Raw genomic sequence first — 12,905 nt, 5'->3', positions numbered from 1 at the left:
GTCGGTTCCCACGATGGTGAGCGCGCCGGCCGCTTGTTTTTCGTCGAGCGGCGTGAACGTGAGCGAGAGCGCCGGAGGCGGCAGGGTGGTCGCGACGATCTCGTCGCCGTCCGGATTCGCGAACGAGAAACTGATGTGTTTCACTTTCGCGAGGTCTTGCTTTATCGAAATCGCAGCCACGCCGACATCGGACGATTTGTTCGCCGGAATGGGAAGCGACATGCCCATCCGCTTACCGGCTGGATCATCGTCGGCCGCCACCGTTATAGTAGAGAGCGACTCCGGATCCTCGGTAGGATTCTTGAAAGCAAACGTGATCTCGAGCAATCGCGCGGCTTTGACGGGGTCGGTCGCCGACGCATCGTACGCCGCACGCAGTACGGCGCTGGAAAGGTAGGGCGTATCGGGACTCTCGGTGGGGCCAGGCGATACGGACGAAAGCGGGTTCGCGCCCAACGGGCCCGGCGATCCGGTGAAAGTTGGGTTAGGATAACCTCCGCCCTGGGGATATGCAGGCGGCATTGGACTGCCGAAGCCGCCGCCCGAGCTGCAAGCAACGGAAGCCAGCGCAAGTAAGCCGACGACCGCCGCGACGCATAAAATATTCCCAATCAATCGCATCGCTTCCGGGTTCGGGCTTGGCGCCCGGGCTCCTCGCGGTCAAGCGTCAGGGACAGTGTTAGAAAAACGGATTATGCGCGCGCTCCTCGGCGATCGTCGAGGGCGGGCCGTGCCCGGGCAGCACGACCGTCTCGTCCGGCATCGAAAATATTTTCGTGCGCGCACTCGCAAGGAGGTCATCATATGTGAACCGTTCTCCGAACACGCCGCCGACCGATCCGGCGAACAGCGTGTCGCCGGTGAAGATCGCCCCTTGATAGATGAAGCACGACGATCCGTCGGTGTGACCTGGCGTGTGGAGCAGCCGAATTTCTCCGGCGCCGAATGGAATTGAATCTCCGTCGTTGATGTCGAGCGCATTTCGCGCGTGGTCACCGAGCGCGGGCGCATCGAGCCGGTGCACGACCACTCGCGCTTGCGGGAACGCAGCGCGAACATCGGGCAACGCGTCGACGTGATCGTGATGCTTGTGCGTCAAGAGAATGTATTCGAGCGCGACGGGCGAGCGCTTGAGCACAGCGACGATGTTGTCGGCACGTCCGCCCGGATCGACGAACGCGGCCACCCGCTGCGCCGCGAGGATCAGGAAGTAACCGTTGCTTGGGTGCGGCGCATTGATCTGATGACCGATGTGCTCCGGCTGCTCTTGCAACGCGGGCTTCCAATCCCGGCACCCGATGTCGGCGAGTTTGCCCGGGTCGAGATGAAGCGCGCGTCCGATCGCACGTGCCTCTTCCTCGGTCGGCGCGCTTTCGTCGGCGCCGAGCGCGTTAAGGCGCGCGGGCTCGACCGATGCGGCGTGCGCTAAAGCGATCGGCGTGATCTGCGTGCCACGCGATGCCTTGCGCATGATATCGCCAAATGTGTCCTCTCGCTCAACGACGATCTTCACGGCCGATCTCCTAAAGGCGTAGAGGTGGTCCGCCAGGTCTTGGATTGGGCAATGGCTTGTTCACGCCTGCGGGCACGACGACGACGACGCGCACGTATCGCGCGTTGCCGCGCTCGTCGCTGATGCGAACGATCGCGCTGCCGGCCGTCTTCGCTGTGAATGTGATGAAGCGAACCGGACCGTCGCCGGGCGACACGCTGACATCCACCACTCGCGCTGCCGAGCTTGAGGCCAATATCGCGCCGCGGTAATCAGAAACGTTTGCCTCGATCGTCTGCCGTCCGTTCGGAGCCTGAAGCGTCAATTGCTGGGTTGAAACTTCAAACGCCGAACCATTCGAATTCGGGAACGGCCGGGCCACGACGGGCGGCAGTGGTCCCTTCTGGCCGGGCAGCGTTCGCTTCACGCCGCCTGCGACCGCACGATGGTGCTTGGAGAGCGGCTGCATACCCACGCCGACTTGGACGACCGCACTCGAGCCGGGAAGACTGTCAGCGAATGTCACCTGCGTTTGGCCGATGAAGCCCGGATTTGTGTTGGTGGGACCTACCGTGCATGTCGCGGCTCCCACGGATTGCGTTGTAATCGTAGCGTCGACGTTGACGGGATCGGAACTCACGCACGTGAACGCCGTCGCGCCGGCATCCGAGGCGGCCACAGTTTGCGGCGGGCTTGTGCTTGACACAAACGGTAACGCCGCCGGGGTGACGCTAATGGTTCCGCCCGCGACCTCGACTTCGACGTTGCCAGTCTGGCCCATATCATCGGCGATGCGGATGCCGCACGTTCCAACGGCCGATCCGGTTGCGGTCACGGTGAAAGTGGTCGCCGAACTGCCCGAGCCCGGCGACACGCCGGCCAAGCCCGAGCACGCCGAACTGAGGGTGAGATTGAAGTCGCCTGAATAGCCTGTCTCGCTGACCATGAATGTGCCCTGGAGAGGGCCAGCGGTGTTCAGTTGTATCTCGGTTGGGTTTGCCGTGGGCAGACCGAACGGCCCGACGTTGACGGTTTCGGTAACACTTTGGCCCTCGTCGTCCACGACGGCGAATGTGCACAGACCTTGCTTCAGCGACGTGACGTTCAACGTCGTCGAGGGTCCAGGTCCGAGCGGCAGCCCAACGGTAGCGACGACGCCATTGCAGTTGTCATTTGCGACGGTGAAATTGTCGGCGTAGTTGGCTTCATCGATATGTACGGGCAACGTAATATTGATGTCGGTGAAATCTATAGGAATCGGCGCTAGGGTCAGTTTTCCATCGACGACAATGGTCGCAGGAGTGCTGCCGCCGTGATCGTCGGCGAAATTGATATGGCACGTTCCGGCGGCGGCTTCTGTAATTAGAAAAGACGTGCCCATTTCAGACGGGAAAGTAGCGATTCCGTTGCAATCAGACGACGAAGGAGTGAATTGACCGCTGTAGCCAGTCTCGCTGACTGCGATTGTGTCAGAGACATGATTCACAATGTTCAAGGTCAGAGTGCTCGGTAGTGGCGCAGGAAGCCCGAACGGGCCCACAGTCACAAATACTGGCTGCGAACCGCCGTGATCGTCGTCGACTTGGAAGCTGCATGAACCGCCGGACAATGAAACGCTTGACGTGACATCTATCGTGGCGCTTGGGCCGCCGCTCGAAGGCTGGCCGACGTCCGCGATACCAGCGCACGTGTTCGCCGCGATTGAGAACGGTCCGGTGTAGTTCGTTTCCGTGACGTCGACCTGCTTGTCGACACCTACATCCGTATAGTTGAGATTCGATGGCGCGACTCCGAGATCACCAAATACGGTAATGGTTTCGTTCTGCGTGTTGTCGCCCGTCGCCACCGTCAACACGCAATTTCCAGGCCCGACCGATTTGACGGTGAAATTCTGACTCGGACCATGGCCGATTGGCGGCGTGACCGTGACCACGGTTGTCGGACACCCGCTCGTCGTAATATTGCCTGTGTAGTTCGGTTCCGTTGCGTTAAATGGCTGCGTTTCGTCAGTCGGATTGTCAAACGTCAACGATGTCGGGTTGAGGACAAGGCCGCCCGTGGAGACGCTCACCGGCACCGTTGCGGTTTGAAGAAGGGTGTCCGACACCGTGATCACGGCATTACCTTGAGCGTGCGGCGTGACTGTAAACGTGACCGGACCGGGCCCCGGCCCGCCGCCAGAGACCGTTGCAACTGTATCATCGCTTGAGATTGCAGTCAGGGGGCCGGTGTAGAAAGCGTCCGTCGAAACAAACGGCGTAGGAACGGTGATCGCGTTCAGGACACTTGGATTGTTCACGATCGGACCCGCTATGGTAATGGGGACGATCTTAGTGTTGTTCAACGAGTCGGAAACCGTGATGTTCGCATGGCCGGCCGCTAGTTGAGTTGGCGTCACAGTGAACGGAGGCGGCGTAGGTCCGTTACCGCCGCCACCCACCGTGACGATATTCGTGTGATCCGAAGTCACGCTGAACGGACCGGAATAATTCGATTCGCTGACATGCAGCAGAAGCGGCGGCGAATTGATCGGTTGAGTTTGGAAGTCCAAGGGCGAGACAGTGAGCGCACCCGAAATTGCGACTGAAATCGAAACGGTGATTGCGCCGCCGTGATTGTCGGAGACGACGAATGAGGTATTCCCTGCGCCAACCGGAGTGACGGTAAATACAGCTGGACTCAGCGACGAAGGCGGGCTTACGTTTGCAATAGCTGGATTCGGTGACGAAACACTTATCGGACCGGTGTAGTCGGATTCCGACGCGTTCACAGTTTGCGAATTGCCGCCGATTAGGAAGGTAAGGCTTTTGGGCGAAACCTCAAGAGTTCCAGGCGACGGACTTGGACTCGGCGATGGGCTTGGATTGGGCGTCGGACTTGGTGCGGGCGGCGGGTTCGAAGTCCCACCGCCGCCACCGCCACCGTGACCACCCGCGAGCGCCGCGAGACCGACGATGCCGGCGAGCACGCCGAGGATACCACCGCCGCCGCCGCCGGAAGACGGCGCGACGGTCGGAGATGGCAACGGCAACGGCGATGCCAGGGCAAGTGCGGTGCTTCGCGCCGCATCGCGATCCGGACACGGCATCGACGCAAGCGTCGCCGCGGTCGTGTCGAACGGCGCCGCGATGAATTGGCCGCCGGGCAGCGCGGCAAACGCCGCAGGCCCGCGCACGACATTGGGTTTTGATCCCGATGCGACCGCGGTGACGCTGCCGGTATACAGAACGATCGTCGTGCCGTCGTGACCGGTTGCGATGTCAAAGATCGCGGGCGTGCCGACAGACGTGAGCGCCGTACCGCCGGCCGCCACCGTGACGCCGGCCGCGCCATCGGCGACGCACAACGCTCCCGCCGAAAGCCGAAGCGACGCCCCGGCGCTGCTTGTGCCCGGATAGTATTGCGCGACGGTTCCGGAACCGATGCGTGCTCGCAACGATCCGGCCAAGCTGATCGAAGCAAGCGCGTTGATGCCGGTCATCACGGTGTCGCCCGAGCGTAGCGGTTGCGCGCCGCTGACATCGTGAGAGACGCCGGTCGCGTCACGTACGGTGAGCGCGCCTCCGAGATTCGCCACAATCGCAACCGGATTGATAGGCGCGCCGGCGCTTATCTGCATCGCGAGGAACGTCGCCGCGACGAACGCGGCGAAGGCTGCGAACTCTCGCCGGTGCAACGGTCCGCGCGGCGGCGGGTTCGAGAAGGGCAATGGCGTCATAACTCTATCGCAAAGTGCGGTGGAACTGACCGGCTTAGAATTCCTGGGCCGACACAGTTGGCAAGCCAATACGCCCGGGCCTTCACAGGCCGGGCATCTGTTGCGGCGAATGTCCCGCGCATGCTCGCCTCAAACATCGAGCGCCTTGTCATACGACTCGCGATCATTGTCGTCGTCCTCGCCGCCGCCGCGGGCATCTACTCGATCACGCCAAATGGTCGCGCGTTCGTCGAGCACGCTACGGGCAATGGCTCGTGCGAACCGAACTGCAGCTCCCCGATCGACCAAGCGGAGGCTGCGTTGCAGCGTGGCGACGACAAGGCGGCCAAACTGCTCGCGGCGCAGGCCCTGATCAACGGTCCGCCCGACGCCAGCGCCGATTATCGCGCGGGCAACGTGCTGCTTGGCGCCGGCGATGAAAAAGCTGCCGCAGCCGCCTATCTCGCGGGCGAGCGGCACGGCCCCACGTATCCGTGGAACTTCATCGCGCTCGGACAGCTATACGCGCGCGAAGACAAGTTTCTCGATGCCGACGCGAATCTGCGGGCTGCGATCGGCATCGCTCCAAAAACTCAGTTCCTGCATTACGATTTGGGTACGGTTGAGCTGCGCGAAGGCCTTGGCGCCGCGGCGCTCGCCGACTTCGAGGCCGAGCTAAAGCTTTCGCCCGGTTATGAGCCGGCCATACAAGGGGTATCTGCTGCGGAAGCGCTGGCAGGCGGTCACCGAGTGGTGGCGCTGCGTGCGGCGCCGTCTGCAAGTCCGCGCAAGACGCAATCCCACCCAAGCCCAAGTCCGTCCGCGTCGCTTCGCATCCATGTGCTGGTCGCACCGTCTCCGTCGCCCAAAGCGGCGCCGACCCCGACGCCCACCGTCGCGCCGACTCCCACCCCGACGGTCGTGCCGACGCCTTCGCCCGCGCCGAAGGCGACACACATCGCGCGGAAGGCTCCGCCGAAGATCGTCGCGAGCTCGCCCGAGCACGTTAAGACTCCGCGCCCGACGCCTTTGCCGTCGTCGTCGCCGGCGCCGAACCTCGCCGGCATCGCCTCCGACGCCCGCGGGTATCTCCTCGGCGTCGCGCAAGACTTGAGCTTTACGCGCGCTCTGCCCGCAGCCGACACAAGCGATAGTCCGGCGCAACTCCAGGCGAAGATAGCCGCGACTCGCGCAAAGCCCGATCTTTTGCGCCTGGGTGCAGGCGCCTTGCTGCAAGGCGATCTCGGTACCGCGGCTGCGGCGTTCTCGACAGCCTCAAGTCTGTACCCAACGGACTGGCAGCCGCCGTATCTCGCAGGCCTTACCGCGCAAGCACGGGGAGACGACGCGAGTGCGAGAGTCCTGTTCGCCGCTGCTGCGCGAATCGGCGGCGTCCGACCGGAGCCGTTCACGAGTCTGGCGATCGAAGCATTGAATGCCGGCGACGTCGCCGGGGCGCTCGCAAACGCGCGCCGGGCTGCGGCGCTTGACCCGTCGTACGAACCTGCGCGCTTCACCGTCGGCATGCTCGCCATCTTGTCGGCCAACGCCCCGCTCGCTCGCTCCGAACTGCAAGCGGCAATCGCGCTCGGCGGAGCGCCCGACCGCGCCGGCTATTTCTTCAGCCAGGCAGGCGGTTAAGGGCGAGGCTGAACCGGCCGCGATTTATAAAGCGGAATCAGGAGAAAAGTGAGCGCGAACGCCGCGGCGAGACAGATCGACGCGTCGTCGAAGGCGCCCACGTACGCCTGCTGCGTCAAGGTATTTGAAAGCGCGCCGGTGGCTTGGTGCGCGGCCGTGACCGGGTCGCTGCCGCGCGACGCGAATCCGGCTGTCAGACTTGCCAGCCTCTCTTGGGCGGCGACGCCGAACTGGGTGATCGATTCGCTGAAGCGGTCGAAGTGAAACTTTTGGCGGTCGACTATCGTGGAGGCGACAAGCGCGATCCCAATCGATCCGCCTAGGACTCGCGTGAGGCTGAAGAGCGATGAACCATCGGCCTTCTGTCTTGGCGCGAGGTCGGCGAGCGCGAGCGCGGTCACCGACGTGAACAAGAACGGCAGCGCCGCGCCTCGCAACATCTGCAGTTGTGCGAGCGACCAGAACGAGTTTTGGAGGTTGATGAAGCCGTTGCCGAAGAGCGACGCGACGAACAACGCGATCCCAATCGCCATCATCACTTTAGGATGGATCTTCGTTCCGATCCGTCCGAGCAGCGCGAAACCGGCTAGACTGATCAGCGCAGCCGGCACGAGAAGCAGTCCGATCTGAAGAGCCGTGTAGTGCAGCAAGGTTCCGGCGAACAGCGGCAAGATGAACAGGCTGCCGAACAACACCGCGCCCAACATCGCGCCGGTGAACGACCCTAATGCAAAGTTGTGGTTTGCGAAGATGCGGATGTTGATGAGCGGATGCTCGCTGCGCAATTCGAAGAAGATGAATCCAACGAACGACGCGATCGACAGCAAGGTGAACGACACGATGAACGGCGACTCGAACCAGCCGTCCTTTTGACCCTGCTGCAGCACCACTTGCATGGTCGACAGCCAGATGACGACCGAAAGCAATCCGGGCATGTCGATCGGCGCTGCCGCCCGTGCGCGCGAGACTTCGCGATTCTCGCCGATGAACAAGTAGCTGAGGACGATGGACGTCGAGACGAGCGGGATGTTGACGAAGAAGATCCACGGCCACGAAGCGGCGTCGGTCAGCCAGCCGCCTAGACTCGGACCGATCGCGGGACCAAGCGCGGCACCGATACCGTACAATGAGCTTGCGATCGGCAATTCTTCCGGCGGAAAGGCTTCGAGCATCAGCGTGAGCGTGATCGGGATGATCGCGCCGCCGCCGATGCCCTGCAAGACGCGGAAGAAGATCAGCGATCCGAGATTCCACGAAAATCCGCACGCCACGGAGCCTGCGATGAAGAAGACCTGGCTGATGATGAAGTAGCGGCGCAAGCCGATGAGACTCGAAAGCCAGCCCGTGGTAGGGATGATGGCGACGTTGCTGATGAGGTATCCAGTGATGACCCAGTCGATCTCATCGACGCTGGCGCCGAACGTGGACTGCATGTTGGGGATGGCGACGTTGACGATGCTGCCATCCAGCACGGCGGTCAGCGCGGCGATCATCACCGGCAGCGTTATCAGCCACTTGTTTCCGGTGATGAGCCGTGAGTTGCTCGCCGTCGCTCTCGCGACCGCCATTAGTGTGAGCTCGTGTCGATCGAGACCACCGCCGACAGACCCTGCCGGAGGAGGTGCGTGGGATCAGAAGCCGGGTCGATATCGATCCGGATCGGGATGCGCTGGACGACCTTCGTGAAGTTGCCGCTAGCGTTGTCGGGCGGGATCAGAGCGAACGTGGCGCCGGTTGCCGGCGAGATGCTCGATACGGTGCCGGTGAACTTCTGATGCGGAAACGCATCGACGGTGATCGCGACGGGCTGGCCTGCGCGCACTGACGTCAATTGCGTCTCTTTGAGATTCGCGACGACCCAGAGACCGGTCTGCGACGCAACTGCCATGACCGGCTGTCCCGACGCGACTGTGTCGCCGATGTTGACCGACTTCTTGCTCACGACGCCATCGACCGGCGCGGTGACGACCGTGTAGGAGAGCTGCAAGCGCGCGATGTCCAACGCTGCTTGCGCCGCGCTCGCTTGCGCGCTGCCCGTGACGGATTGCGCTTGTTTGATCTTCGACTGATCGCCGCCCGTGCGCGCTTGCGCCAACTGAGCTTGGCTCGCGGAGACCATGGCGCTGGCCTGCGCCGCGCCGGCTTCAGCCGAAATTAAATCGTTAGACGCTTGCTGAACGCTCGTGACCGCGACGTCGACGCCGACGCGAGCGGCTTGGTCGTTCGCGAGCGCGGACTGATAGGCGGCCACCGCCGCGTCGTCTTGCTGATGCGAGATCGCGCCGGCTGCGACGAGTTGCGCCGCGCGGTCGCGATCGCTCTTCGCCTTGTTGAGCGCGGCGTCAGCGGCCGCTAGCTGCGCTTGCGCCACGGACACGCGCTCTTTCGCCACTCGCACGCCCGCCTGGGCTGTGCCGATCTTGGCCAAGGCGGAGTCGGTCGCGCCCACAGCCTGACTCACGCCCGCTTGAGCCTGACTGGTCTGTGCTGCGGTCAGCGCGTTTTGCAGCGGCACGCCGATGGCGGCAGCTTGCGCTCCGCCGCGCGCCTGTTGGAGTGCGGCCTGGGCCTGCGCGACGGCGGCTTGGAAGTCGCGGTCGTCCAACACGAGCAGGCGCGTGCCTTTCGTGACGACCTGGTTTTCCTTGACCGGGACCGCGATGACTTGCCCCTTCACGCGGGGCGCGATAGTCGTTATGTCGCCGTTGATCTGCGCATCGTCGGTCGTGACGTGGTGCGCGGCGAAGACCAGGTATTGGATGCCAAAAAATAATAGCGCGAGCGCCGCGATGACGCCGAGCGGGATGAGGATGCGGCGTTTGCGTCCGGTGGTGCCGTTGCCATTGCCGCTCGTCTCGATAGCGGTCATCGATGCTCCATTCGGATGATCGGTGGTCTGCGTTGCCGTGGGCATTATGGTTTGAAGTCTCCGTACGGCCGGATGTCGACCGTCTTTAGGTGTTGGCGCAGCCGCTGGACATATCCGGCCAGTTGGCGCAGCTCGGCGGGTTCGAGGCAGCTCATCATGTTGCTGACGTTCGCAAAATGCTGGGGCACGAACCATGCCATGAATTTCTGTCCGAAGTCGGTGAGCCGGGCTATGACCATGCGGCGATCATCGGGATGGTCCACGCGTTCCACGAAGTTATCGCGCACGAGGCCGTCGATGAGGCCGGTGATGTTCGGCCGGGTGACGACGAGATAGTCGCCGATTTCGGAGAGCTGCATCGAGTGGTCGGTGGATGCATACAGCGCCATTAGGACATTTAACCGCCCGACCGAGAAGTCGAACTTCTTGCACATCCGCTCGGCGACGCCGTCGAGGTCGGTGGCGATGCGCTTTAGGGATACGAGGGCGAACACAGCATCGATGTCGAGCGTCTCGAAACGCTTCTTGAAGCGATCGAGGCCGGCCCGGAGAGCCTGCATTTCGTCACGCTCGGGGACCGTCGCAGCGTCATTCACAGCCATGTAATTATTAACCTCCTAATGGTTTATGAATGTATTATATAGTTAGGCACTTAACTTGTCAATGTGGTGTCCCGCTATGGGTAGTGGCGCAAGGCCTCCGGGATGCGGTGGTTTTGGGAACACGAAGGAAGCTCGGGATCGTTGCCTACCCGCGGGCTCGTTCGTTGGATGCGCGTTGGATCCTAAAATCTTGCGACCAGCGACTTTCCGTCTTCATGTGCGCAGAATAGCCTTCGGGACACAGATGCGGTCGACGCAGACTGGAATGCGGTCCTATTGGGCTCACTGCGCTCGGACCACAACGAGCGGTCAGGCACAGCGCCGGATTGAAACGCGTTGCGGCCGCTTGCGCGATGGTGGGTAGCAAGGGCGACACGTCGAATTGCGCGGCGGTACTTCTATTTGGCGGAGTGCTATTATCACGCTTTTTTTGGCTTGCTCTCGGAAAGGAATAACGCAATGGTTAATATCCGAATGATCGCCGCGGTCGCGATGGCGGCGGCCCTCCTCGTCGTCGGCATTAGCTTCGAGTCGCCGCGCAAAGCCGCCGCTGGCAACGGTGCCGGACCCGACACGACGTGCACGAGCCCTGCTCCGTGCCTCAGCGAAAGTAATACATCGACCGGCCCCGCGATAAGCGGCGATTCAAAAAAGGGCCCGGGCATAATTGGCCAGACAAAATTCAATAGCACATCGCGGAGCAATGGCCAACCTGGCGTTGTTGGACAAGATTTGTCAAGTCGTGGTAAATTCAATTTCGGCGTTCTCGGCTCGTCGCCAAAGGGCACCGCAGTCGCCGGCAACTCGACCAGCGGTCAAGGCGTCTTAGGCTCCTCAACGACTGGATTCGGCACCGTCGGCACGTCGGTGAATCCATTCGTAGTCCCATTGATAACGACGCAAGACGGCGTCGTAGGACAAACGTCGTTTACGCCAATTCCCCCTTCAACTGAATTCGCAGCCGGCGTGCTTGGCCAAGACTTCGGCACCGCGCCCTTTGCCAACGCCGGCGTGCTCGGGACGTCTGCCGACAGCGAGGGCGTCTTCGGTATAGGTTACACGGGCGACGGGGTGTTGGGTCAAGCCGTCGGCACTGGGAACGGTGTTGCCGGACTGGGGAGCGGCGTTGTGGGCATATCTTCTGTGGCTGGCTTCGGCGTTTGGGGAATCGATGGGTCAGCGGCGGGAAGCGGAAGCGCGGGGGTCCGAGCTAGCAGCGGAAACAACTACGGCTTGTTCGTCGTGGGGCAGTCTAGCTCGAAACCAGCCGTTCTCATTGATGAGACCGTCGCACAATTCGCGACGGATCGCGTGATGATTGCTAAATCAGACATCACCGGCGACCTCATGTCCCTTGCCGGCAATGGAGATATGATCGTGAAAGGCACTCTTACTGCGAACGGGTCTCCGCTTATTCTAAGCCAAACAAATTCAGGCCGGCCCATAGTCACGTTCTCAGGACAGGAGACCTCCCCAAGTGTCGAGGACGCGGGTGAAGCACAGCTCGTCGGCGGCCAGGCATCCGTGCGAATCGATCCCACCTTCGCGTCCGCAATGGACCCGCACGTGCCTTACCTTGTATTCATCACTCCTGAGGGCGACTCCAACGGCCTCTTTGTGACATCGAAAACAGCCTCTAGTTTTGTTGTTCGCGAAAACCGCGGCGGTACGTCGAACGTGCAGTTCTCGTATCGGATAGTTGGGAAGCCCTTCGGGATTGCTCGGGTTCGCCTCCCCTACGCCGACTCGATCACCGCGATACGTCAGTTTTATGCGAAAGGCTTCGATGAAACGCGCCATATTAGTAATCCGAAATGGCATCCAATCGGCAGAACTAATCCCTAACCCTCCTTGGGTGCGAGTTCGTTTTAATATCGCTTAGTAGCGGCGGAGTTGGAAATGGGGGCGGCCACGAAGCTCACGCCGCCCTTTCTGCTTGCGGCCACGGCATTCGAGTCAGAGGCTGCCACTTGGAGTCGTTGCGAAAAGGCACTGACAGGCAACCTCTTAATATTCGCTAAGTCGTTGGAAGCACGTGCGTGGCTAAATGCCGCACTCGCGAATATCGAGTTGCCCGACCTAAAAGCAGCCAGGAGCGAGTTGAAGTCTGCATGGCAGACCGACACCGCCATTTTTGACGCAACACAGTTCTCGCCTCATCTACATGAAGGCGTAGTTTCGGACTTAAAGACGATCCAGGGAGCGATAATCCAAGCCGACAAATCGGAGAGAACAAAGTAGCGCTAGTGAACCGACGAACAAAACGGTAGATTTTGCACTCGATTTCGCACAAAACTCCCGTCAAAACGGGAGCCGACGAATAATTATGGCCCCACGCGGTACAGCAATCGCGAAATGGAGAAATTGATAGTATGACGAGTAAGCAAGCCGCGAATCTTTGGCCTTTGGCGCTTCTCTTCTTGCTTCTGAGCGCAATGCTCTCAATCGTAGGATGTGGATCCGCGGTTTCCGAGCAGTGTGCAAGTCTTGTCGGGGCAAGTAAGTTTGGGGCGGCATGCAATATCGCGTATTGCTCGGCGTGAATCTGGATGGCCCGCGCCCCAGTGACGGATGGAAACTGACGGTGCGGCGTTTTTCTGGCTC

General features: G+C 61.6%; 8 protein-coding genes. 2 read left to right on the top strand and 6 right to left on the bottom strand.

Translation table 11 applies throughout. The features are described from left to right. The 3 genes from VII69_09425 to VII69_09415 form a co-directional block, all read right to left on the bottom strand. Positions 1-621, bottom strand: a 621-nt coding sequence (locus VII69_09425; GenBank protein ID HEY5095322.1) for a hypothetical protein, incomplete at its 3' end; no start/stop codon positions are given. A gap of 58 nt (positions 622-679) precedes the next feature. Further along, complete coding sequence (locus tag VII69_09420; protein ID HEY5095321.1) at positions 680-1,513, bottom strand: MBL fold metallo-hydrolase; 834 nt, start codon at positions 1,511-1,513, stop codon at positions 680-682. 10 nt (positions 1,514-1,523) lie between these two features. Continuing rightward, positions 1,524-5,210 (bottom strand): hypothetical protein, encoded by a 3,687-nt coding sequence (locus tag VII69_09415; GenBank protein ID HEY5095320.1) that lies wholly within the window; start codon positions 5,208-5,210, stop codon positions 1,524-1,526. Between the two features lie 120 nt (positions 5,211-5,330). Here VII69_09415 and VII69_09410 point away from each other — a divergent pair, with 120 nt between their 5' ends. Continuing rightward, positions 5,331-6,830: a hypothetical protein gene (locus tag VII69_09410; GenBank protein HEY5095319.1), complete on the top strand. Its 1,500-nt coding sequence runs from the start codon at positions 5,331-5,333 to the stop codon at positions 6,828-6,830. Here the strand turns inward: VII69_09410 and VII69_09405 are convergent. Genes VII69_09405 through VII69_09395 form a run of 3 tightly spaced genes read right to left on the bottom strand, consistent with a single transcriptional unit; the run spans position 6,827 to position 10,301 of the window. Beyond that, a complete protein-coding gene (locus VII69_09405) occupies positions 6,827-8,398 on the bottom strand; it encodes a DHA2 family efflux MFS transporter permease subunit (GenBank protein ID HEY5095318.1) in 1,572 nt (523 codons plus the stop codon). The two genes, VII69_09410 and VII69_09405, sit on opposite strands and share 4 nt — an antisense overlap. Beyond that, entirely contained in the window at positions 8,398-9,744 is a 1,347-nt protein-coding gene (locus tag VII69_09400) for an HlyD family secretion protein (GenBank protein ID HEY5095317.1), read from the bottom strand. The genes VII69_09405 and VII69_09400 overlap by 1 nt, the downstream gene beginning before the upstream one ends. Then, the gene (locus VII69_09395; GenBank protein HEY5095316.1) at positions 9,744-10,301 is read right to left on the bottom strand and encodes a MarR family transcriptional regulator; all 558 of its coding nucleotides are present in this window, start codon (positions 10,299-10,301) and stop codon (positions 9,744-9,746) included. The genes VII69_09400 and VII69_09395 overlap by 1 nt, the downstream gene beginning before the upstream one ends. A 459-nt stretch (positions 10,302-10,760) precedes the next feature. On the opposite strand from VII69_09395, the gene VII69_09390 reads away from it, so the two are divergent. Further along, positions 10,761-12,146, top strand: coding sequence for a hypothetical protein (locus VII69_09390; protein ID HEY5095315.1), 1,386 nt, complete (start codon positions 10,761-10,763; stop codon positions 12,144-12,146). Positions 12,147-12,905: the final 759 nt, after the last annotated feature.

The sequence above is a fragment of the Candidatus Eremiobacteraceae bacterium genome (assembly GCA_036511855.1).
GTDB lineage: Bacteria > Vulcanimicrobiota > Vulcanimicrobiia > Eremiobacterales > Eremiobacteraceae > JABCYQ01.
This window is presented reverse-complemented; position numbering and strand designations above follow the sequence as displayed.

Bases quoted from the DNA above. Each gene is read 5' to 3' on its own strand.
- VII69_09390 (HEY5095315.1), top strand. From the start codon at position 10,761: ATGGTTAATATCCGAATGATCGCCGCGGTCGCGATGGCGGCGGCCCTC.
- VII69_09415 (HEY5095320.1), bottom strand. From the start codon at position 5,210: ATGACGCCATTGCCCTTCTCGAACCCGCCGCCGCGCGGACCGTTGCAC.
- VII69_09400 (HEY5095317.1), bottom strand. From the start codon at position 9,744: ATGCCCACGGCAACGCAGACCACCGATCATCCGAATGGAGCATCGATG.
- VII69_09405 (HEY5095318.1), bottom strand. From the start codon at position 8,398: ATGGCGGTCGCGAGAGCGACGGCGAGCAACTCACGGCTCATCACCGGA.
- VII69_09410 (HEY5095319.1), top strand. From the start codon at position 5,331: ATGCTCGCCTCAAACATCGAGCGCCTTGTCATACGACTCGCGATCATT.
- VII69_09395 (HEY5095316.1), bottom strand. From the start codon at position 10,301: ATGGCTGTGAATGACGCTGCGACGGTCCCCGAGCGTGACGAAATGCAG.